Origin of the sequence: Sphingomonas sp. LC-1, assembly GCF_025371035.1 — a bacterium.
GTDB classification, from domain to species: Bacteria; Pseudomonadota; Alphaproteobacteria; order Sphingomonadales; family Sphingomonadaceae; genus Sphingomonas; species Sphingomonas sanguinis_E.
Genome location: NZ_JANZXB010000011.1, coordinates 23,565 through 45,421 on the forward strand (window position 1 = coordinate 23,565; position 21,857 = coordinate 45,421).

23 protein-coding genes are annotated in these 21,857 nt (G+C 65.9%); 8 read left to right on the forward strand and 15 right to left on the reverse strand.

Annotation, left to right across the window (positions count from 1 at the left end; genetic code table 11):
- Positions 1-386: 386 nt before the first annotated feature.
- Together NZL82_RS14950 and NZL82_RS14955 are read left to right on the forward strand one after the other, a co-directional pair.
- Entirely contained in the window at positions 387-1,409 is a 1,023-nt protein-coding gene (locus NZL82_RS14950) for a nucleoid-associated protein (RefSeq protein ID WP_261270554.1), read from the forward strand.
- Positions 1,396-2,607 (forward strand): hypothetical protein, encoded by a 1,212-nt coding sequence (locus tag NZL82_RS14955; protein ID WP_261270555.1) that lies wholly within the window; start codon positions 1,396-1,398, stop codon positions 2,605-2,607. Before NZL82_RS14950 ends, NZL82_RS14955 begins: the two co-directional genes overlap by 14 nt.
- Positions 2,608-3,095: 488 nt before the next feature.
- Here NZL82_RS14955 and NZL82_RS14960 read toward each other — a convergent pair whose 3' ends face one another.
- The 3 genes from NZL82_RS14960 to NZL82_RS14970 form a co-directional block, all read right to left on the reverse strand.
- On the reverse strand, positions 3,096-3,656 hold the full coding sequence (locus NZL82_RS14960; protein WP_261270556.1) for an alpha-ketoglutarate-dependent dioxygenase AlkB: 561 nt from the start codon (positions 3,654-3,656) through the stop codon (positions 3,096-3,098).
- The gene (gene dinB, locus NZL82_RS14965) at positions 3,656-4,738 is read right to left on the reverse strand and encodes a DNA polymerase IV (protein ID WP_261270557.1); all 1,083 of its coding nucleotides are present in this window, start codon (positions 4,736-4,738) and stop codon (positions 3,656-3,658) included. The genes NZL82_RS14960 and dinB overlap by 1 nt, the downstream gene beginning before the upstream one ends.
- A gap of 156 nt (positions 4,739-4,894) precedes the next feature.
- The gene (locus NZL82_RS14970; RefSeq protein ID WP_058751874.1) at positions 4,895-5,242 is read right to left on the reverse strand and encodes a helix-turn-helix domain-containing protein; all 348 of its coding nucleotides are present in this window, start codon (positions 5,240-5,242) and stop codon (positions 4,895-4,897) included.
- A 100-nt stretch (positions 5,243-5,342) separates the two neighbouring features.
- Here NZL82_RS14970 and NZL82_RS14975 point away from each other — a divergent pair, with 100 nt between their 5' ends.
- Positions 5,343-6,374, forward strand: a complete 1,032-nt coding sequence (locus NZL82_RS14975) for a zinc-binding alcohol dehydrogenase family protein (RefSeq protein ID WP_261270558.1) — start codon at positions 5,343-5,345, stop codon at positions 6,372-6,374.
- A gap of 39 nt (positions 6,375-6,413) precedes the next feature.
- On the opposite strand, the gene NZL82_RS14980 is transcribed toward NZL82_RS14975, so the two are convergent.
- Both NZL82_RS14980 and NZL82_RS14985 read right to left on the reverse strand, forming a co-directional pair.
- Positions 6,414-7,019, reverse strand: a complete 606-nt coding sequence (locus tag NZL82_RS14980) for a DJ-1/PfpI family protein (protein WP_261270559.1) — start codon at positions 7,017-7,019, stop codon at positions 6,414-6,416.
- Positions 7,019-7,861, reverse strand: a complete 843-nt coding sequence (locus NZL82_RS14985; RefSeq protein ID WP_261270560.1) for a PhzF family phenazine biosynthesis protein — start codon at positions 7,859-7,861, stop codon at positions 7,019-7,021. Before NZL82_RS14985 ends, NZL82_RS14980 begins: the two co-directional genes overlap by 1 nt.
- 106 nt (positions 7,862-7,967) lie before the next feature.
- Here NZL82_RS14985 and NZL82_RS14990 point away from each other — a divergent pair, with 106 nt between their 5' ends.
- Positions 7,968-9,380 carry a PLP-dependent aminotransferase family protein gene (locus NZL82_RS14990; protein WP_261270561.1) on the forward strand — a complete coding sequence of 471 codons (1,413 nt, stop codon included), beginning with the start codon at positions 7,968-7,970 and terminating at the stop codon, positions 9,378-9,380.
- Here NZL82_RS14990 and NZL82_RS14995 read toward each other — a convergent pair.
- Positions 9,360-10,277 (reverse strand): LysR family transcriptional regulator, encoded by a 918-nt coding sequence (locus NZL82_RS14995; protein WP_261270562.1) that lies wholly within the window; start codon positions 10,275-10,277, stop codon positions 9,360-9,362. The genes NZL82_RS14990 and NZL82_RS14995 overlap by 21 nt on opposite strands.
- Positions 10,278-10,368: 91 nt before the next feature.
- Between NZL82_RS14995 and NZL82_RS15000 the strand changes: the two genes are divergently transcribed.
- Both NZL82_RS15000 and NZL82_RS15005 read left to right on the forward strand, forming a co-directional pair.
- Positions 10,369-11,403, forward strand: coding sequence for an aldo/keto reductase (locus tag NZL82_RS15000; protein WP_261270563.1), 1,035 nt, complete (start codon positions 10,369-10,371; stop codon positions 11,401-11,403).
- A gap of 13 nt (positions 11,404-11,416) precedes the next feature.
- Positions 11,417-12,580 carry an MFS transporter gene (locus NZL82_RS15005; RefSeq protein WP_261270564.1) on the forward strand — a complete coding sequence of 388 codons (1,164 nt, stop codon included), beginning with the start codon at positions 11,417-11,419 and terminating at the stop codon, positions 12,578-12,580.
- Here NZL82_RS15005 and NZL82_RS19795 read toward each other — a convergent pair.
- The 6 genes from NZL82_RS19795 to NZL82_RS15030 form a co-directional block, all read right to left on the reverse strand.
- Positions 12,550-12,954 (reverse strand): hypothetical protein, encoded by a 405-nt coding sequence (locus NZL82_RS19795; protein WP_314732894.1) that lies wholly within the window; start codon positions 12,952-12,954, stop codon positions 12,550-12,552. The genes NZL82_RS15005 and NZL82_RS19795 overlap by 31 nt on opposite strands.
- A complete protein-coding gene (locus tag NZL82_RS19800; RefSeq protein WP_314732895.1) occupies positions 12,896-13,432 on the reverse strand; it encodes a sigma-70 family RNA polymerase sigma factor in 537 nt (178 codons plus the stop codon). The genes NZL82_RS19795 and NZL82_RS19800 overlap by 59 nt, the downstream gene beginning before the upstream one ends.
- Entirely contained in the window at positions 13,425-13,877 is a 453-nt protein-coding gene (locus NZL82_RS15015; RefSeq protein ID WP_261270565.1) for a carboxymuconolactone decarboxylase family protein, read from the reverse strand. Before NZL82_RS15015 ends, NZL82_RS19800 begins: the two co-directional genes overlap by 8 nt.
- Positions 13,878-13,963: 86 nt before the next feature.
- Entirely contained in the window at positions 13,964-14,512 is a 549-nt protein-coding gene (locus NZL82_RS15020; protein ID WP_261270566.1) for a GNAT family N-acetyltransferase, read from the reverse strand.
- Entirely contained in the window at positions 14,509-15,426 is a 918-nt protein-coding gene (locus tag NZL82_RS15025) for a helix-turn-helix domain-containing GNAT family N-acetyltransferase (protein ID WP_261270698.1), read from the reverse strand. The genes NZL82_RS15020 and NZL82_RS15025 overlap by 4 nt, the downstream gene beginning before the upstream one ends.
- A gap of 40 nt (positions 15,427-15,466) precedes the next feature.
- Positions 15,467-16,363, reverse strand: coding sequence for an AraC family transcriptional regulator (locus tag NZL82_RS15030; RefSeq protein ID WP_261270567.1), 897 nt, complete (start codon positions 16,361-16,363; stop codon positions 15,467-15,469).
- Between the two features lie 149 nt (positions 16,364-16,512).
- On the opposite strand from NZL82_RS15030, the gene NZL82_RS15035 reads away from it, so the two are divergent.
- Entirely contained in the window at positions 16,513-17,529 is a 1,017-nt protein-coding gene (locus NZL82_RS15035; protein ID WP_261270568.1) for an aldo/keto reductase, read from the forward strand.
- Between the two features lie 72 nt (positions 17,530-17,601).
- Here NZL82_RS15035 and NZL82_RS15040 read toward each other — a convergent pair whose 3' ends face one another.
- Complete coding sequence (locus NZL82_RS15040; protein ID WP_261270569.1) at positions 17,602-18,342, reverse strand: metallophosphoesterase; 741 nt, start codon at positions 18,340-18,342, stop codon at positions 17,602-17,604.
- A gap of 140 nt (positions 18,343-18,482) precedes the next feature.
- Between NZL82_RS15040 and NZL82_RS15045 the strand changes: the two genes are divergently transcribed.
- Positions 18,483-19,655: a winged helix-turn-helix domain-containing protein gene (locus NZL82_RS15045; protein WP_261270570.1), complete on the forward strand. Its 1,173-nt coding sequence runs from the start codon at positions 18,483-18,485 to the stop codon at positions 19,653-19,655.
- Positions 19,656-19,668: 13 nt separating this feature from the next.
- Here NZL82_RS15045 and NZL82_RS15050 read toward each other — a convergent pair whose 3' ends face one another.
- Both NZL82_RS15050 and NZL82_RS15055 read right to left on the reverse strand, forming a co-directional pair.
- On the reverse strand, positions 19,669-20,721 hold the full coding sequence (locus NZL82_RS15050; protein WP_261270571.1) for a serine hydrolase: 1,053 nt from the start codon (positions 20,719-20,721) through the stop codon (positions 19,669-19,671).
- Entirely contained in the window at positions 20,718-21,653 is a 936-nt protein-coding gene (locus NZL82_RS15055) for an alpha/beta fold hydrolase (protein ID WP_261270572.1), read from the reverse strand. The genes NZL82_RS15050 and NZL82_RS15055 overlap by 4 nt, the downstream gene beginning before the upstream one ends.
- Positions 21,654-21,857 lie beyond the last annotated feature (204 nt).

Sequence of the window (21,857 nt, forward strand, 5' to 3'; positions counted from 1 at the left end):
TCGTACTCTCAAAAGCTCGAGCGCTCTCTGCATCAAAAAAAATGCCCTCTCCCCACCACCTTCTCTTGGGCTCCCAAGAAAAGAGCAGGGTGTCAAGCATGTCGTGTACAGGGATCAGGATAGCTCTCGTCATAAGTTTCGCCCCGGGTTCGAGGATGCACTTCAAATGAGAACAAACATGGAACTTTATAGGGGTCAAGGCTTCATTGATGTACGGACGAGGATTTCAGGGCAAACGATAATGATTAAACGCTGGCCGGCTGCAACGAGGCGGCGCTTGCTGGCGATCACCGGCCTGATTCGCGGAAAAGAAACAGAAATGGAACAGGCTAGACTACGTCTGCGGTACTCTGGCAGAATACGCCGCTGACTTTGGAGATATGCTCTTGGCGAACGACATCATCAATCTTACGGTTCATGAACATCGCAGGATCGACGGCGGGTTCGAAGTCCGGCTTCGAGGGGCGCCGCTTCCGGTCAGTGGTCTTACGCAGAAGGTCGTCGACGATTTGCATGAACTTTATCGCCGACGCAGTTCTAAAGCTCATGGGCGCTTCGCCGCCGACGTCGTACAGTTTCCGACGCAGACCTTCATTCAAACATACATTGACGAGGGCACGACGGCGGAGGCGTTCGCCGCGCTAACCGGCGACATGATGACGACGCTGGACGTGCGGGCGAGGACCCGACCGAATGCCGGCGGGGGACATGTCCTGTTCGCTCACTTCGAGACCGAGGGTCGCCAGTTCCTGCTCGTCGCCATCGTCAACGAGAAGTGGGGCGCCCGTCTGACCCAGGATCTTGACATGCACGAAGCACCGCACATCGACATGGAAGGCTTCCGCTTCGCCGGTCGGATCGGCATCTCAGGATGGCAAGCAGGCGAGGCGCGCTATATCGGCTTCCTGAAGGGGCGCGGCAACGTGGCCGAGTATTTCAAGGAGGTGCTCGGCTGCGAGGAGACGGTTCTCGAAAAGGCCGACACGCAAGGCCTCGTCGATATCTTCCGTGATTTTGCCGACAGCCGGGGTCTAACCGGGGAGGGGCGCGAGGACTTTATGCGTCGGGCACGGTCGATCTGCGAACGGTCGGCTCGCACTCGAACCGAACTCGACTTCACGGCACTGGCCAACGAACTCGTGCCAGACGCTCCGGATGATTTGCTCGAGCGTCTCAACGATCCGGAGCGGAACCTGACCGACGGTTTCGTGCCGAACGTGTCCGTGTTGACTACGCTGGTGCGGTTCAAGGCGCGAACCGATGATTGGACGATTGAGTTTGACCGCAATGCCATCACCAGTGAGTCGATCACCTTCAACGAGGATGATGAGACGCTCGTGATCCGCAATCTGCCTGAGCAGCTTGTGGCCCGCCTGCACCAAGAGTTCGGTCTCGATGCCGAGGCTTAGCTTCGGCGATCTCATTCCGGTCTATCGCGCTACGGTATTCGATGGACCCGGACGGGACGGCCACGTCGTCGTGGGCGACGCTGTGATGGCGCAACTGCTTCTTAGGATTGACGGCGACCCCGAGGAAGGCGCGGAGACTGGCCTAGTGCTGCGATCGGAGCGGAACGAGGTTGCGCCCGGGGCCGACGTGCTTGTGCGCATTGATGCTCCGCGCGTCGGCCTCGGCCTGTTCGCTCGCACGACGGATGATCTACTAAAGGGACCCAGGGTCTGCATCGCAGAGCCGCAGGCCTACTACGTCAAAGATGTCGACTTCGCCCGAGGGGACGCACCCGTTCCGGATCTTATCGTGCGCTATCGGACGATGCTCAAGCTGGTGACCTTGTTTGGCGAGGCGGCATCCTACTTTGACGAGACGCGTGCCGAACTCGTGTTCGTCAAGGACGGCAAGTTCGTCGTGCCCGTGACGTACGGCGTGCACGAGTTGACGATGATGGCCATCGACAATGCTAACGCCCTGCTTGATCTCTTCGACCGAGACGAACACCGGGAACAAAAGCTCGAGATTCTTGGCGGGGCGCTCATGGACATAGCGCATGCGCATCCGCATAAGCTCCGCTTTTCCTATCTGGTCGCCAATCTCAACGCGGTCCTCAAGGCCGTGCAGGACGGCTATCGCCTGTTCGCCTCGAGCTTCTCCTACGCTAAGATCCGCAGTCAGCTGGAAGATGCTCGGATCGATTTTGCCACCAAGATCCATAAAACGATCGTGGACATACAGGCTCAATTGCTCGGCTTGCCCGTGGCGAGCGTGATCGTTGCGTCACAACTGAAGGTCGCCAAGGCCTGTAGCTTGGACCTCTGGACGGACGTTGCCGTGCTGGCCGGCGCTTGGATCTTCGTCGGACTACTCATGTTCGGGGTGATCAACCAATGGCTCACCCTAAGCGTGCTCTCGACAGAGATTTCGCGCCAGAAAGCCAAGCTGAAGAGCGATTATGCCGCTATTTCAGAACAGTTCGACGACGTCTTTAAATCGCTCGGTTGGCGGGTGTGCTGGCACCGCATCGTTCTCGCGATCATTGCATTGGTGGCTGTCATAGGTGCGCTGTTCGCGACGTTCGCTTTCTACAATGTGGTGCAGACGGATGTCGCGGCATGCCTCACGGGACGATCGGCTATCGGCAACGCCATGTAGCCGGCGGCGAGGTTCGCGGACGCCTGGCATGCGGCCAAGATAGGACGTCGATCGAGGAGGCCCCGCTCACAGCCGGCGCTCGCTATTGCGAAAGGCTGATCGGCTGTCTCAAGCGGCAGGTCAGTTATGACGGCCTTTAGTCCACAAGCTGTCGGTCAGGGCATCCGGCTTGAAGGACCGGAATATCCCAAAGCCGGTCGATTGCAATGCCGCGATAACCGGAGAAACGAATGGCGGATTTCAACGAGCAGCTTCGGGTTGGCAATGTCTCCTTTGTCAGCGGTTGCGACCGAGATAACCGGTCTCAAGCCAACGGCAAGTTTCGGCACAACCGGACGCTGAGCGTGTGGGGGCTGAACGACCGACTCTGGTCGACAACCGCCGAAGGCGGATTCCAGAAAACTTCGCGGGGTCTTGGGCTGGTACAGTCAACCAATACCGCTGATCATCGGTCATTAGGATGGCGCCAGTAAACCCTTTCCAGTTGATCACCGATGCTCCGCCAGACTGCGAAAGGTGATCGACCAGCGCGGGCGTTCCATCGGCGCGATGCTGTGTTCCCATTCGTGACGGGCAGGCCCGCTCATGTGATAGCCGCCCTGCGGATCGAGTGGCACTGACACTCGGTCGAAACCGTCGGCGCGCGGTCGCCGGAAGCGCATCATCGCCGGTGCGCCGAGAGAGATGCCGAGGACATGACCATAAATTGGCCGATCGCGATGCCAGCCGATCCCGGCACCCGGATCGTAGCGGATAAGCAGCGCTTGGATCAGCCCCTCGCGCGCGAGTCCGGCGAAATTGGCCGCCCGGTCGCGAATGGGGAGAAGCCAGTCCGGCATCGGCGGCGCGTCCTTCGGCCGCCCTACCTCAAAGTCGTAGCTCCACCCGAAGGACGTCGTCAGGCGTTTCCCCGTCCAGCCCTGGAAGCGGAACGGCTCGGGATTGGTCGCGTCGATCCGCTCGATCAGCATGTGCTCCTCGTCCGCCGTGATCAGGTCCGCACGGGTCGCGAGCCCCGACAGGAGCGGCGCGTCGAAGAGGTCAAGCATCACGCCGCCGCCTCTGCAAAGATCGGCAATTCGGCCGCCACCGCAGCCTCGGCTTCGACGAAGTTTGACACCGTTACGCCGACCAGTCGTATCCCCTTCTGGGTTGGCAGAACCGACCGGATCAGGTCGAGCGCCGCGCAGCGCAGGCCTTCGCGATTGGTGACCGCCACGGGCTGGCTGCGGCGTCGGGTGATCTGATGGAAGTCGGCGTATTTGACCTTCACCGTGACGGTACGGCCGAAGGCCTGCCGTCCCTCGCACCAATCCCAGACGTCGTCCGCCATCTTGAGCACGCCCGCCTCGATCTGTTCGGGTTCGGTCAGGTCGCGGTTGAACGTCGTTTCCGACCCCGATGACTTGCGCACGCGGTTCGGATTGACCGGACGGTCGTCTTCCCCGCGCGCGATGGCGTGATACCATTCGGCGGAACTGCCGAAATGCTGCTGCAGGAACGCCAGCGACTTGGCGCGCAGGTCGGCCCCGGTCTCGATCCCCAGCCGCTTCATCTTTTCCGCCGTCACCGGTCCGACGCCGTGGAAGCGGCTCACGGGCAGCGTCTCGACCCAGGCGGCGCCCATGTCCGGCGTGACTGCAAATTGGCCGTTGGGCTTGCGGTGATCCGAGGCGAGCTTGGCCAGGAACTTATTGTACGAGATGCCCGCTGATGCGGTCAGCCCGGTTTCCGCCAAAATGTCGGCGCGGATCGCCTTGGCGGTCAGCCATGCGGTTTCAAGGCCACGTTTGTTCGCGGTGACGTCGAGATAGGCTTCGTCGAGCGACAAGGGCTGGATCAGGTCGGTATAGCGCGCGAACACGTCATGGATCTGGCGTGAGGCGTCGCGGTACACTTCGAAGCGGGGCGGCACGAAGATCAGGTCGGGACAGCGGCGCAGCGCGGTGACTGAGGGCAAAGCGGAGCGAACGCCGAACGTGCGCGCCTCGTAGCTGGCCGCCGCCACCACGCCCCGTGCGGCGGCATGACCGACCGCAACCGGCTTGCCGCGAAGCGACGGATCGTCACGCTGCTCCACCGACGCAAAGAAGGCGTCCATGTCGACGTGAATGATCTTGCGCACCGCCATGCGCACCTTTTAACGCATGCAGAACAGGATGTGAACATATTGTGTAAAAACGGCGGAAACCCGTCGCTTATCCCACCTGCCCATCTCTTGGCGTAGATCCGAGCACGACGCCGTTCGAACGATGCCGCGAACGTCGCCGCCGCATCTGCCGGATGATCACCGCCGCGCGAAGAGGTCCATATTCGCATCGCCCCAAGCCTTTAGCGCCGCGATGATCGGCGACAGGGATCGGCCGCGATCGGACAGGCTATATTCTACCCGCGGCGGCACCTGAGCGAATACCTCCCGCTCGATCAGGCCATCGGCTTCCAACTCGCGCAGCTGGTTGGTCAGCATGCGCGGCGTCACGTCCCCGGCACGGCGGCGCAACTCGTTGAAGCGCGTGCGTCCGTCTTGCAAATGGTAGAGGATCACCGCCTTCCACTTGCCGTCGATCAGGCTCACCGCCGCCTCGACGGCGCAGCCCGGAGTACAATCGAGGCGGGAGTGACGGGCTTTCGCCATCGGTACGGTATCCTTTTCGACACTATGAGCGTTTTTTGTGCCTACGACAGAAGCTGACACCGTCCCTATCTCGCGTGCGACAGCAGAAGGAGCAAGACCCATGCGCGCCATAGCCTATCGCCAGCCCGGCCCAATCGATCGAGCCGATGCCCTGATCGACGTAGAACTGCCACGGCCCGTTCCGACCGGGCGCGATATCCTGGTCGCGGTCCGGGCTATCTCGGTGAACCCGGTCGACGCGAAGGTTCGCGCCGGCGCCGCGCCGTTCAACGGACGTGACGAACGCGTCCTTGGTTGGGATGCGGCGGGCGTCGTCGAGGCGGTCGGCCCGGAAGTCACCCGCTTCAAGGTGGGTGACGAGGTCTTCTATGCGGGCGCCCTGATGCGCGACGGCAGCAATGCGGAATATCAGCTGGTCGACGAGTGGATCGTCGGCCATCGCCCCCGCAGCATCGGCTTCGCCGAGGCGGCGGCGTTGCCGCTGACCGCGATCACGGCGTGGGAAACCCTGTTCGACCGGTTGAAGGTCGACGACCAGCCGGCAGGCGGCGCCCGTGCCATCCTGATTATCGGCGGCGCGGGTGGTGTCGGTTCCGCGGCGATCCAGATCGCGCGGACCCGCATCGACCTGACCGTGATCGCCACCGCCTCGCGCGCCGAGACGAAGGACTGGGTGCGAGACCTCGGTGCGCATCATGTCATCGATCATTCCCGGCCGATGGCACCGCAGATCGCCGCACTGGAGATCGGTGCGCCCGCCTTCGTCTTCTCGACCACCCACACCGATCGCCATCTAACCGACATCGCCGAACTGATCGCGCCGCAGGGGCGCTTCGCGCTGATCGACGATCCCGCCAGCCTCGACATCGTCGCCTTCAAGCGCAAGGCGGTGTCGGTCCATTGGGAATTGATGTTCACCCGGTCGCTCTTCGACACACCGGACGTCGGCGAGCAGGGTCGACTGTTGGACGCCGTGGCCGAACTGGTGGACGAAGGGCGCATTCGCACCACGGCGACCGACACGCTCTCGCCGATCAATGCCGCCAACCTTATCGAGGCGCACCGCCGGATCGAGAGTGCCACCACGCGGGGCAAGATCGTCCTGGAAGGCTGGGACAGCTGGCAGGCGTAAGCTCGACGCGGGTTCCTACGAAATGCGCGCGCGGGCGGGTCAGGCGAATGCCAACTCGCCCGCGACGATCGCCATGGCATGATCGACGAAGCGCGCCTTCTCGCCGACCGGCGCGACGTAACGAAGTGCCTCGCGCGCCAGTTCAGGCTCGCCTCCGCGCGCGATCATCCATGCGGCAAGATAGGGCGCCGCCAGACAACCGCCTGCCGTCGCGACATTGCCATGAGCGGCGAACGGTGCGTCGATAACCGTCACACCGGCCTCCACCACCCATGGCTTGGTGGTGAGGTCGGTGCACGCGGGCAAATCGCCGATCAGGCCGAGCTTGGCCAGCAGCAGCGTCCCTGAACATTGCGCCGCGATCAACTGCCGCGCCGGATCGAGGCGAAGCCGGGCGAGCATCGCCGGATCGGTGGCAATCCCCCGCGTGCGGACACCGCTGCCGACCAGCACCGCATCCGCGTCCTCGAGGAATGCGAGCGGCCGTTGGCGGTGGATCGTGACGCCGTTCAACGACGTCACCGTTTCGGTCGGTGCGGTGATGTGCGCGGCCCAGCCATGCGGGCGCAGCCGGTTGATGATCGCGGCGGCCACGAACGAGTCGAGTTCGTTGAAGCCGTCGAAGGTCAGGACCGCGACCTGCATCACCCTTGCGTCCGCCCGGAGAACAGCGTCCGCGTCGCTCCGGCGACCCAGACCTGGCCGGTCTCGTCCTGCGAGACATGGATACGCCCGCTCCGCCCGAGGCGCGTGCCCTGCGCGGCGAGATAGCTGCCACTGGCCCGACCGCTGGCGAACAGCCACTGGCCGACCGAGGCGTTGAGGCTGCCGGTCACCGGGTCCTCGATCAGCCCGCCATGCGCGTCGGTGAAGAGAGCGCGCAGTTCGAACGCGACCTCGCTACCGGGCGCATGCGGTCCGACGATGCCGATGTCGATATGCTCGGGGTGGTGCCGCGACGGCTCGACCGCCAGCACCGCCTCCGCCGACTCCAGCATGACCGCGATCCAGCCGGGGCCATTGTCTGCCCAGGCGGCATCGACGATTGCCGCGCGGTCGATCCGCAGCAACTCTGCGACCTGAGCGATCTCAGCCTCGGTCAGGGTGCCGCCGCGCAGCAGCGGTGGGGCGGCAAAGGCAAGCCGATCGCCATCCCGCCGGATCGTCACCAGTCCCACGCCGCATTCCTGCACGATCACGCCGTTCCGCTTCGGCTGTCCGCCCGCTTCGAGCCAGGCATGGGCGCTCCCCAAGGTCGGGTGCCCGGCGAAGGGCAGTTCATGTGCCATGGTGAAAATGCGCACGCGATAATCGGCGGACGGATCGGCCGGCGGCAGCAGGAAGGTCGTCTCCGAAAAATTCAGCCAGCTTGCGATCGCCTGCATCTCGTCCGTCGTCAGGCCATCGGCATCGGCGATGACGGCCAGCGGGTTGCCGGTCAGCGGATCGGTGCCGAATACGTCGACGAGGCGGAATGGGCGGCTCACGGGCATCTCCTGTTGATGATGGGTCGTTCTATCGAGCTACGACTGGCGCTGACAGATACACATCGGTACGATCATGCCGAACTGTATTGGTAAGAACGGCAGTACGATGGCGAGCGCCCCAGACGAAACCCGCACCGGCATGGTTGTCCGCGCAATCCGAGACCGGATCGACGCCCGCACGCTGACGCCGGGCGCCCGGCTGCCGTCGATCCGCGCCATGGCCGAGACGAGCGGCGTTGCGCGCTCGACGGTGGTCGAAGCCTATGATCGCCTCACGGCGGAAGGCGTCATTCGCTCGAGACCGGGATCGGGCTTTTATGTCGCGGCGCCCCTGGCCCCGCTGGCGCTGGATCGGCTGGTCAGTACGAAGGAGCGCGAGGTCGATCCGCTCTGGATGCTGCGCCAGTCGCTGGGCGAGAGGCGCCACGAATTGATGCCGGGATGCGGCTGGCTGCCCGATGATTGGCTAGCGGGCGATCCCCTCCGCAAAGCGATGCGCGGGGCGGCGCGATCCGACAAGAACAGCACGCTGGCGGGCTACGCTTCCCCCATGGGTTCGCTCCCGCTCAGGGCGTTGTTGGCGAGGCGGATGGCGGATCAGGGGATCGAAGCCGTCCCCGACCATATCCTGCTGACCGACAGCGGTACCCATTCGCTCGATCTGGTGTGCCGCTTCCTGCTTCAGCCGGGCGATACCGTGCTGGTCGACGACCCGTGCTACTTCAACTTCCTGGCGCTTCTGCGGGCGCACCGGGCAACGGTTGTCGGCGTGCCGATGACAGCGACGGGTCCAGAAGTCGCCGCCTTCGCTGAAGCCGCTGCAAAGCATCGACCACGCTTCTATCTGACGAATTCGGGCGTCCATAATCCAACCGGCGCATCGCTAGCCGCCGCCAGCGCACATCGATTGCTCAAGATCGCGGACGCGCATGACATGGTCGTCGTCGAGGACGATATCTTCGCCGACTTCGAGCACGCGCCGTCGCCGCGGCTGGCGGCGTTCGACGGGCTCGACCGGACGATCCGCATCGGCAGCTTCTCCAAATCGCTGTCGGCGGCGGTGCGCTGCGGCCATATCGCGGCCCGACCCGACTGGATCGAAGGGCTGGCCGACCTGCGCATCGCGACGTCGATGGCGGGCAGTCCACTCGCCACCAACCTGCTGCACGCGGTGCTGACCGATGGCAGCTATCGGCGTCACGTCGACGGCGTTCGAACCCGGCTGGCCCGAGCGACTGCCCGTGTGGCGAAACGCCTTAGGGCCATTGGTATCGAGCCATGGACTGATCCGGCGGCGGGCATCTTCCTGTGGGCGCGATTGCCCAATGGCGTCGACGCCGTGGAACTCGCACGCAGGGCGATCGATGCAGGGATCGTCCTGGCGCCGGGGCCGGTGTTCAGCACCAGCGGCGGGTGGCGCGATCACATGCGCTTCAACGTCGCGATGAGCGATGACGACCGGCTGTACGCTTTCCTGGAAAAGGCCGTGTCGCGCCCGCTATTCGCACCGGCTGGCTAGGCGTTCGACCAGGAAATCGACGAACACCCTCACCCGCGCGGGCGTGGTGGAGCCCCCGACGAAGACCGCGTGGATCAGCTCGACGTCGCCCGGATTATATTCCTCCAGCAATGGCACGAGCCGCCCGTCCGCGATCTCAGCCGCGACGCTGAAGCGGCCGACCCGGGTGACGCCAACCCCGGCAGCGGCGAGATGACCCAGCGTCTCGCCATTGTTGGCGACGATGCCGCCCTCGACGGACAGCGCGAAATCCCGGCCGTCGCGGCGGAACGGCCAGGTCGGCTCGGCGCGGCGGAAGTTGAAGTTGAGGCAGTTATGGGCGTGCAGGTCCTCCGGGACCCGGGGCGTACCTGCCCGGGCGAGATAGTCCGGTGAGGCGACAATCACCCGCCCGCCTTCGGACAATTTGCGCGCGGTAAGCCCGCTGTCCGCGAGCGGGCCGAACCGGACGGCGACATCGGCCTGCCCGCCGGCCACATCGACCAGCGTGTCGGTCAGCGCCACGTCGATCAGGATATGCGGATAGGCGCGCGCGAAGTCGCCGAGCAGCGGCACGACGCACAACCGGCCGTGCGCCAGCGCCGCACTGATCCGCAGCCGTCCACGCGGTGCGCCCTGGTCGGCGATCTGCTGCTCGGCGTCGTCGAGGTCGGCGAGGATGCGCCGGGCTGCGAGCAGATAGGCCTGCCCCTCGGCGGTGAGCGTCAGCGCACGAGTGGAGCGTAGTAGCAGCCGGACGCCGAGCCGCGCCTCGATCCGGTCGATCGCGCGCGCCACCGCCGAGGGCGTCAGCCCGAGCGTGCGACCGGCCGCCGAGAAGCTGCCTTCCTCCACCACGCTCGCGAACAGGGCGAGTGACCGGGCGCGATCGCCATTGCCGATTATCTTTGCGTCCAAGGCACAGATCCTTTGCACCGGCGGGCGGTTCCGCCACGCTCCTTCACCGTCCATCTATGCGCCTGACAATGACATTCGCAAAGGAGGTGTCATGGAATATCGGCAATTGGGATCGTCCGGCCTGCGCGTTCCGGCCCTGTCGTTCGGCGCGGGTACCTTCGGCGGCAAGGGACCGCTGTTCAGCGCCTGGGGCACAAGCGACGCCGCCGAGGCGCGGCGGCTGGTCGACATCTGCCTCGACGCCGGCGTGACGCTGTTCGACACCGCCGACGTCTATTCGGATGGAGCGTCCGAACAGGTCCTGGGCGAAGCGATCAAGGGGCGGCGTGATGCCGTCCTGATCTCGACCAAGACCGGGCTGCCGATGGGTGACGGTCCGCAGGACTGGGGCGCGTCACGGTCGCGGCTGATCGGCGCGGTGGAAGCGGCGTTGCGGCGGCTCGGCACCGACCGGATCGACCTGCTCCAGCTTCACGCCTTCGACGCCTCCACGCCTGCCGAGGAGGTGATGGGCACGCTCGACCGGCTGATCGCCGACGGCAAGGTCCGCTATGCGGGCGTCTCCAACTATCCCGGCTGGCAGATCATGAAGGCGCAAGGCTTGGCCGATCGTCATGGCTGGCCCCGCCTCGTCGCGCATCAGGTCTATTACTCGCTGATCGGCCGAGCGTACGAATGGGATCTGATGCCGCTGGCAGCGGATCAGGGTGTCGGTGCGCTGGTCTGGAGCCCGCTCGGCTGGGGGCGGTTGACTGGCAAGATCGGGCGGGGACGGCCTATCCCGGCAGGGAGCCGGTTGCACGAAACCGCGCAGTTCGCGCCGCCGGTCGAGGACGAGCATCTCTACCGCGTCGTCGATGCGCTGGAAGCGGTGGCGGCGGAGACGGGCAAGACCGTGCCTCAGGTCGCGATCAATTGGCTGCTGCGGCGACCGACCGTGTCGTCGGTCATCATCGGCGCGCGGGACGAGGCGCAGCTGCGCGACAATCTGGGTGCGGTCGGCTGGGCGCTGTCGCCCGAGCAGGTGGCGGCGCTCGACGCGGCAAGCGACGTGCTGCCGCCCTATCCGCACACCCCCTACCGGCAGCAGGAGGGTTTCGCCCGCCTCGCGCCGCCGATGGTTTGAGGGAGCCAGGATTATGAAGTTCAACCTCGGATTGCTCGCACTGGCGGTCGGCGCCTTCGGCATCGGTGTGACCGAGTTCGCGCCGATGGGCATGTTGCCGGTGATCGCGGCCGACCTGCACGTGTCGATCCCCGCCGCCGGGCTGCTGGTCAGCGCCTATGCGATGGGCGTGCTGATCGGCGCACCGCTGATGACGCTCACCACCGGGCGGATCGACCGGCGGACATTGCTGATCGCGTTGATGGGCATCTTCACGCTTGGCAACGCGCTGTCGGCGTTGGCGGATGGATATTGGATGCTAATGGCAGCGCGAATCGTCACCTCGTTCAACCATGGCGCCTTCTTCGGCGTCGGATCGGTGGTCGCCGCCAACCTCGTGCCGCCGGACAAGCGCGCGGGCGCGGTGGCGGCGATGTTCACCGGGCTGACCGTCGCCACAATCGGCGGCGTGCCGGCGGCGACCTGGGTCAGCGAGGCGATCGGCTGGCGCAACGCCTTTGCCGGGATCGCGGGTGTGGGGGCGATCGCGATGCTGTCGCTTCGTCTCGCGCTGCCGCCGCTGCCCGCTGCCGAAGGCGGCGACATGCGCGCCGAACTGCGGGTGCTGACGCGCAAGCCGGTGCTGGCGGCGCTGGCGCTGACGGTGGTCGGGGCGAGCGCCATGTTCACCGTCTTCACCTATATCGTCCCGATCCTGCGCGAGGAAACGCACGCATCGACCGGCTTCGTGACGGCGATGCTGATGCTCTACGGCATCGGTCTGACGATCGGGAACACGCTCGGCGGCCGGCTGGCCGATCGGTCGATCGAGCGGACGCTGATCGGCAGCTTCGCGGTGCTGGCCACGGTGCTCATCGTGTTTGCGGGCGTGATGCAATGGCCATGGCCCGCCGCCATCGCGATCCTGGTCTGGGGCATCGCCAGCTTCGCGATCGTCCCGCCCTTGCAGATGCGGGTGATGGATGCGGCCTCCGACGCGCCGAACCTCGCTTCCGCAATGAATATCGGTGCGTTTAATCTCGGCAACGCGATCGGCGCGGCGCTGGGCGGCGGCGTGATCGGTGTTGGCCTGGGACTGCCCATGGTGGCGCTGGCGGGCGCGGCGATGGCAGCGGCGGCGCTCGTGATGCTGCTGGCGCTCCGGCGTCAGCCCCGTGCGGCGGCCTGCCCGGCCTGAAGAGCGGCCACGACATGGGCCAGCTTGTCCGGATTGCGGACGATGTAGATCGCCGCGATCCGGCCGTCACGGATGTCGAGCGCGGTAGTCTGGAGCATGCCGCCGCCCCCACGACTGACATAGCCGGGCAGCCCGTCGATCGTGGCGAAGCGGATCACTTCGACGGGCGCGTCGGGGTATTTGCGACGTAGCCCCATGAACAAGCGTTGCGCCTTTGCCAGACCCCGGATGATGTTGTGGAATGCCCGGACGCGCCCACCGCCATCAGAATGGATCGCAACGTCCTCCGCCAGCAGGTCCGACAGGGCACGCGCGTCACCGTCCCGCGCCGCCGCGAAGAAAGCGCGGGTGATCCGGGCCGCTTTCCTGCGCATCGACCGGATAGCGCGGCCGCGCCTCCGCGACATGCCGCCGGGCGCGGGAGGCGAGTTGCCGCACGGTGGCCGGTGCGCGGTCCAGCGTTCTGGCCACCTCGAGCAACCCGACGTCGAACACATCGTGGAGCAGGAAGGCGGCCCGTTCCAACGGCGACAGCCGCTCCATGGCCAGCATGAGCGTGACGGTCAGATCGTCGGCAACCTCGTCCGGATCGGTTGTGCCGAGCAGCGGCTCGGGCAACCATGTGCCGACATAGGTCTCCCGCCGCACCCGCGCCGACTTCAGGTGATCGAGGCAGAGCCGCGTGACGACACGCGTCAGCCATGCGGCGGGTGCCTCGACCTCTTCCACCTGCGACCAGCGCAACCAGGCGTCCTGCACCAGATCCTCCGCCTCGACGAGCGAGCCGGTCATGCGATAGGCCAGCCGGACGAGCCGCGGCCGCTCCGCCTCGAACAACGCGGCGTCAGGCATCGTCCACCGGATGCGCGACGCGAAAAGCCACCTGCAGGCGGTTCCAGATATTGATCGCCCCGATCGCCATGGTCAGCCAGACCTGCTCCGCATCGGAAAATGCCGCCTTGAGCGCATCATAGTCCGCATCGGGCGCACCCGTCTTGGGCAACAGCGTCAACGCCTCCGCCCAGCCAAGTGCGGCCCGCTCGCGATCCGAATAGAGCGTCGATTCCCGCCATGCGCTTAGCATGTAAAGCCGCATCTCGCTTTCGCCATGATGACGCAGATCGGTCGCATGCATATGCAGGCAGAAGGCGCAGCCGTTGATCTGCGACACGCGGAATTTCACCAGTTCGAGCAGATTGTGGTTGAGGCCGCTTTTCGTGAAGCTCTGTTCCAGCGCCATCATGGCTGTGATCGCTTCGGGAACCAGAGCGTGTGGGTTCAGGATACGGGGTGTCATGGTCGGTCTCCTTGGGTTCCGACACCATGACGAGACAGCGGCGACTGATGTGACATGCCGGTCCAAAATCTTCGCCCGCTGCCCCGCTACGCCGGACCGCGCAGCCGCTTCCGCATCCGGGTCAGCGGTACGACGACTCCGTCGACATGGGTATCGGCGCGCTCAACCGGCTCGTAACCGCAGGCCGCGTAGAGCGGCACGCCGCCGGCCGTGCCCATCAGTTCAACGGCGGCGAACCCTTCCGCCCGTGCCGCCTGTTCGCAGTGGTCGAGGATCATCCGGCCGATCCCGCGCCGGACATGGTCCGGCTGGGTGTACATAGCGCGGATACGGGCGGCGTCCTTCGCCGGATCGAGCAGTGCCGGGTCGCGCAGGTCGGTGCTATGGTCGCCGCCATAGAGCGTCGCACGGCGGCTCCATCCGCCGCAGCCGACCGGCACGCCATGGTCCTCGACGACGAAGTACGTGCCGTCGCGCACCAATTGCGTGTCGAGTCCCATCACCGAGCGGCTGGCGACGATCTGCGCCGGGGTCAGCACCGCAGCCTGGCCGCGATCGATCGACAACGTCATCAAGTTGCGCAGCGCCCCGAGGTCGGCTTCGGTCGCGAGGCGGATCGTCAGGCTGCCGGTCATGCCGCCAGCTCCAGCCGCCATGTCTCTCCCTGAAGTGGAATGCCGAACCGCTCATGCATCGCCGTCTCGACACACACGAAACCATGCGCGGCATAGAGGCGGCGCGCGGATTCCAGCATGGTGTGGGTCCATAGCGTCACCGCGCGATAGCCCGTTTCCCGTGCGAAGGTGACGCAAGCGCCGATCAGAGCATCGCCGATGCCCCGGCGGCGGGCGAAGGGCTCGACATGCAACAACCGCAGCCGGGCGATGCCGTCGCCCTCGTCGGTGACGAACACCGCGCCCGCCATCACCCCGTCGATCTCGGCGACCCAGCATTGCTCGCGCTTGGGATTGAAGTCGCGCAGGAACGCCGCGGTCGCCTCGCTTTCGATCACCTCCAGTTCGCGACCCCAGCCGTGACTTTCGGCATAGAGGAGCGCCTGGCGCGCGGCGATCAGCGCGGGCTCGCCGGTGCGGAAGGGTCGGATTACGAACGGCCCACCCGAGGCCGGATCCAGCAGTAGCCGCGCGCGTGTCAGTGCCTCGACCAGATCGCGCCGCCCCTGCCCTTCCACCGTGCCGAGCAGATCGCCGACGGCATGGCTCTGGCGGTGGTCGAGCGTGCCGAAGGCCTCACGTCCCGCCTCGGTCAGCCGCAGGTCACGCGCACGGGCGTCATTGTCGCGGCGCACGCGCACGATCCAGCCCCGCTTCTCGAAGCGTGCGACCAGGCGACTGAGATAGCCCGCATCCATGCCCAGCGCGTGCTGCAATACGCTGGCGGTAACCGGCTCGCGCGTGGCGATCTCGAACAGCAAGCGCGCTTCGGGCAGGCTCGCCTCGGTGCCGAGGAAGCGCGCGTCGAGCGCGCCGATCGTCTGGGTGTAGAAGCGGTTGAACCGGCGGATGGCGGTGACGTCTGCATCTTCCATGTCGGCCATGCTGGATCAGTTTACTTGACTGAGTCAAGTATCAGGGCAGTGCAGGCTCCGGCACCAGTTGCGCGCGCATCGCTGCTGCATCCCGCCCCGGCGGTGCCCCGAACAGACGGCGATAGTCGCGGCTGAATTGCGACAGGCTTTCGTAACCAATCGCGAAGCCGACCCGCGCGACATCCTCGGCGGCGACCAGGCGGCGGCGTGCTTCCTGCAAGCGGACCTGCTTCTGGAACTGCACCGGCGTCATCGTCGTCACCGCCTTGAAATGGCGGTGGAAGCCGGGGACGCTCATGCCCGCCAGGGCCGCTAGGTCGGCCACGCGCAGCGTCTCGGCATAATGGTTGCGGATGAACCCCGTGGCACGCCCGATCCGCGCGGCATGAGTGTCGACAAGACCCATCTGGCGAAGCGCCGGTCCAAGCGTGCCGCCAAGCAGCCGCCAGACGATCTCGCGCCGGATCAGCGGGGCGAGCACCGCCTGGTCGGCCGGATGGTCGAGCAGCTCAAGCAACCGCCTGAGAGGATCGCGCAACGCCGGGTCATGGTCGCTGGTCGCCAGCGCGTTGAAGGTCGCGGCCGGCCCCTGCCCGCTGGCCTGCTCCGCCACCAGTTCGGCCACCGTTACGGGCTCGATCGCAAGCGACAGCGCCAGATAGGGCTCCTCCGCGCTCGCCCGGACGATGCGTGACGTGACCGGCAGGTCGACCGAGGCGAGCAGGCATTGGCCCTCGGCATAATGATAGGGCGTCGGCCCCAGCATCGACATCTTCGCGCCCTGCACGACGAGGCAGAAGGACGGCCGATAGACCGTGCGGATGATGCCGGTCGGCTCCTCCGCGCGGGTAATGAGCAGGCCCGGGATCGGCGTTTCGCGACCATGGGCGAACCAATGGCGCTCGATCAGTCGGGCAAGGTCGGACAATGTCGTCATGGCAGAGATCGTAGCCTCGCCGCGCGCCGAAAACACCGTCTACGCATTACTTTGATAGGATCGGGCAGGACTTTGATCGGATCGGCGTCGCGGGGCCGAGCGTTCGCGGCGTACCTCCGGCTGATCCATTCCAACAGGAGAACCATCCCATGCGTATGCGCCAACTCGGCCATAGCGGCCTGTTCGTGTCCGAACTCTGCCTCGGCACCATGACCTTCGGCGGCAGCGAGGGCATCTGGGGCCAGATCGGTCAGCTTCGTCAGGACGAGGCCGATACGCTCGTGAAGACCGCGCTCGATGCCGGGGTCAACTTCATCGACACCGCCAATGTCTATGCCGGAGGCGAGAGCGAGCGAATCCTCGGCCAGTCGCTCAAGAATTTGGGCGTTGCCCGCGACGACGTCGTGATCGCGACCAAGGTGCTGGGCGTGATGGGCGACGGTCCCAATGCGCGCGGCGCCTCGCGCGGCCATATCCTCAGCCAGTGCAAGCAGAGCCTCCAGCGGCTCGGCCTCGACCATATCGACCTCTACCAGATCCACGGCTTCGACCCCGCTACGCCGATCGAGGAGACATTGGAGGCGCTCGACACGCTCGTCCGCCATGGTCACGTCCGCTATCTCGGCCTGTCGAACTGGGCGGCGTGGCAGGTGGTGAAGGCGGTCGGCATCACGGAGGCCCGGCGGCTCGCACCCATCCTGTCGCTCCAGGCCTATTACACGCTGGTCGGCCGCGACCTGGAACGCGAGATCGTGCCGATGCTGCGGTTCGAGAAGATCGGGCTGATGGTGTGGAGCCCGCTCGCTGGCGGGTATCTGTCGGGCAAATATGATGGCGAGGGCCAGGCGGCGGACGGGCGGCGCGCGAATTTCGACTTTCCGCCGGTCGATCGCACCCGTGGTTCGGTGGCGATCCCGGAAATGCGCCGCATCGCCGAGGCGAAGGGCTGCACCGTCGCGCAGGTCGCGCTCGCCTGGCTGCTCCACCAGCCGGTGGTTACGAGCGTGATCGTCGGGGCCAAGCGGGCCGATCAGCTTACCGACAATATCGCCGCGACCCAAGTGTCGCTCGACGCGGACGATCTCGCCACGCTCGATGCGGTGACCAAGCTGCCAGCGGAGTATCCCGGCTGGATGCTGGAGCGCCAAGGCGGCTATCGCGCCTGACGGTCGCAGGTTCGGCGGGATGGTTCCATGACCGTCCCGCCGCTCCGACCGTCCGTCCATAGGGGCAGCGGATCACCCGGGCAGGATACGGCCTGTCCGGGCGGCATGGGCAAAGGCCGGGAAACCGAAAGCCTCCGCCTGACGCGCCGCGATCTCATAGTCATAAGGCACGCCGTGCAGTTGGGCCGCCCATCCGGCGTTGCGACGCTCAACGATGGCATAGCGCGCCAGCGGGCTGCCCGCCTCCATGACATGCGGGGTCGCGCCCCGATCCCGGTAGCACGGCATCCCGACGCTACCGGGATTAACGATCAGCACGCCATCGACCGCCACGATGCGCGGCGTGTGCGTATGTCCGCACAGCACCAGACTGGCCGTCCCGATCCCCTTCAGGCGCGGCCGGATGGCGACATCGGCATCCAGCGTCGCGCGGCCGGAGGTCACGTCTTCGAGCAGATACTCCAGATCCCCGCCGGCCGGGCTGCCATGGCAGGCGAAGACGTCGCCATCGCAAAGGGTGAGCGTCGCGGGCAGGCTCTCGATCCATGCCCAGTGCTCCCGCGTGAGGAGCGGCCGCGCCAGAACGTCGAACGCCCCGCCGCTGCCGTCCTGCAACTGGCGCTCGTGATTGCCGGCGATGGTGTGATAGCCGGAGCGCATCTGAAGCTCGGCGCTTCCCGCAGGATCGAACGGGCCGGACACGAGGTCACCCAAATTGACGATCAGGTCGGGTGCGGCGGCGGTCATCGCGTCGCGCACAGCCTCCAGCGCGGCCAGATTTCCATGGACGTCGGCAATAATCCCGATCTTCAATGCTTCCTCCTCGGCGGACACACGCAGCGTCCGGGCGGTACTTGGCAGACGCTCCTTCAAAACGCCATGCAGGGCAGCGGCCCACACGCTGCCAGCCCGCCGGATTGACGCCCGCCCAATTAAAGTCCTTCTCCCCCACTATGAACGTTTCCCTCCGTGAAGCCCGTAGGATCGTCCTGGCAGCCCAGGGCTTTGGTCGCGCGCGTCCCGACAGCCCGTCCGTTCGCCATCTGCGCAGCACCGCCGAGCGGCTTAACCTGTTCCAGATCGATAGCGTCAACGTGCTGACGCGGGCGCATTATCTGCCCGCCTTCTCACGTCTCGGTGGCTATGACCGCGCCATACTGGAGGGCGATGCGTGGGGGCCGACACGTCAGCGGCGCATGTTCGAATTTTGGGCGCACGAGGCATCGTTGCTGCCGCTCGACCTCCACCCACTGCTCCGCTGGCGCATGGCGCGGGCGGAGCGAGGTGAGATCGGCTATCAGGCACTGCGGCGGTTCGCGACCGAGCGCCGCGCCGAGGCGGACTCCGTGCTCGAACGGATTACCACCGAAGGCCCGCTGGCGGCGGCCGACTTCGAGAACGGGGCCAGCCGCAGTGGCTGGTGGGAATGGAGCCACGTCAAGCATGCGCTCGAATGGCTGTTCTGGTCCGGGCAGATCACCACCGCGACCCGGCGGGGCAGCTTCGCGCGCCTGTACGACCTGACCGAGCGGGTCATCCCGCCGGCGATGCTGGCGCTCCCCACGCCGTCGGTCGAGGCGGCGCAACGTGCGCTGATCGAACGCAGCGCCCGTGCCTTAGGCATCGCCACCGCAAGCGACCTGCGCGACTATTTCCGGTTGAAGCCCGTCGAAGCCGATCACGCCATCGCCGATCTGGCGGAGGACGGCGTGCTCGTGCCGGTGCGGGTCGAGGGCTGGAGCCAGAAGGCATGGATGCATCGCGACGCGACCATGCCGCGCCGGGTGCGCAGCGCTGCCTTGCTCGCGCCGTTCGATCCTTTGATCTGGGAGCGGGCCCGCGCCGAACGCCTGTTCGGGTTCCACTATCGCATCGAAATCTATGTCCCGCAGGATCGGCGGACGCATGGCTATTACGTGCTGCCCTTCCTGATGGACGAGGCGCTGGTTGCCCGAGTAGATCTGAAAGCAGATCGGCAGGCGGGGATGCTGCTCGCGCACCGCATCACGCTGGAACCGGGAGCGCCCGTCGATACGCTGCCTCGGCTTCAGGTCGAGTTGGACCAGATGGCGGCATGGCTCGGTTTGGACGCAGTCCGTATTGGCGCGGTCGTGCATCGCGGTTGAGCGTCTTCGCCCGTCACGTTGCTCCACCCCGCTCGGCGGCGGGCACGATGCCGTCGTCGAGCAATGCATGGAGCGCGGCGATATGGCCATTGTCGCGCGCGCCGCTGGGATCGGAGGTCATGACGACCGTCAGCTTCAGGTCTGGCACGATGAACAGCATCTGTCCGCCATAGCCCCAGGCGAAGCGCAACGGATGGCCACGACTGGCGCCAACGAACCAGCCATAGCCATATTGCCCGCCGCTCCATGGCGATACGGTGCGCGGGGTCCAACTTTCGTCGATCCAGCGCGCAGGCACGACCCGTCGTCCATCGATCACGCCACCCAGGCGATAGAGTTCGCCGAACCGCGCCAGACTGCGCGGCGACATCATCATGTCGTTGCCGCCGAAATAGATGCCCTGCGGATCGCGCGACCATGGCGGGATGGTGATGCCGAGCGGCTCCGCCAGCCAGTCGCGCATCAGCGTGTGGGTGTCGCGTCCCGACGCGCGGGTCAGCATCGCCGACAGCAGATGCGTGTTGCCGGTCGAGTAGAGCATCGCGCCGCCCGGCTGATCGACGAACGGGCGCGCGAGGGCGAAGCGGACCCAGTTGCGACTGGACACCCAGCGCCCGTAATTCTCACCCGACGTCCGCTCCACTCCGGCGCGCATCGTCAGCAGATCCTCAACAGTTAGGCGGGCAAGACGCGGGTCGGGATTGGGCGGCGCATCGCTGCCGAGCACCGACAGCACGGGCTGGTCGACGCCGGTCAGCACGCCCCGCGCGATCGCAATGCCGACCAGCGCGGACAGGACCGACTTGGACGCGGACTTGATATTGACCGGTCGGTCGAGCGGTGGCCCGCCGTTGAAGCGCTGCTCGGCCAGCACCTGCCCGTCGCGGAGGACCAGCAGCGAGCGGAGCCGGGGAAGACGGCTGGCATGGGCAACGGTGTCGGCAAGGATGGCGCTGTCTAGGCCACGCGTTTCGACCGGGCTGGATACGGCTGCTTGCCGTGGTGCAGGCGCAGCATCGCAACCGCTGGCGAGCAGGAATGACAGCGCGCAGGCATATCTCTTCACGGAGTGATGGCCGAACGAAGCGTTTGCAGGAACTTGGCGGGTGCTTCGACCTGCGGTGAGTGGCCGAGATCGTCCAGGCGGATCAGGCTGGCACCTGGGATGCGCTTCACCGCCTCTTCGGCCGCCTGCGGCACGGTGCGGATGCGCGCCCGCCGGTCTTCGGGCACACTGTTGGCCCGAAAGGCCGTCAAGTCGCGCTGGCCGATGATGAGCGTGGTTGGGACCGCTAGGCGCGGCAGCTCTGCCGCGACCGGCTGGGTTTGGATCATATCGGACAGACGGGCCTGTGCGTCGCGCACCGCGTCGCCATCGGGGCTGGCATATTGCCCAGCCAGCATGGCGACCCAGCGATCATAGGCTGGACGCCAGACCCCATGATAATAGTTGCGGAGCTGATAGGCCTTGATCGACGCCGCATCCGTCTTCGCCTCTTCGGCGCGCAGCTTGCCGAGGTCGGTATAGGGCACGCCCTCGCTCAGCGTGTCGTTGAGGCCGAGCGGATTGACCAGCACCAGCTTCGCGACCCGCTCAGGGTACAGGAGCGCGAAGCGCGTGGCGAGGATGCCGCCGGTCGAATGGCCGACCAGCACGACCTTGCCGGTGCCGGCCCGGTCGAGCAGCGCTGCGGTCAGCGCGGCCATGGCGTGGAAACTGTATTGATAGCCACTCGGCTTGGACGATTTACAGAAGCCGATTTGATCCGGCGTGATGACACGATAGCCTGCGGCCGCCAGCCCGCGCGCGGTGTCACCCCAAGTCGCGGCGCAGAAGTTCTTGCCGTGGAGCAGGACGATCGTCGTGCCGTTGGGCTTTGCGGTCGCCGGCCAGTCGAGAAAAGCCATGCGAACCGAATAGCCCTGCGAATTGGCCTCGAACCAGTGCACGGGGGCCGGATAGGCGAACCGCTCCAGATCGGCGCCGAGCGGCACCATTTGGGCAGCCGCAGTGGTCGAAAGCAGGGCTGAGCAGGCTGCGGCATCAAGAAAGCGGAAAGGCATCAATAGGTAACACCGGCCGCGACGCCAATATCCCTGGCACCGCGACGACGTCGTCAGATCGTTCCCTTTGTCTGAGCGCGACTGGTGGGCACAGTTGCCGGATGGTGTGGATGCCGTTGATCTCGCTCGCCGCGCCAT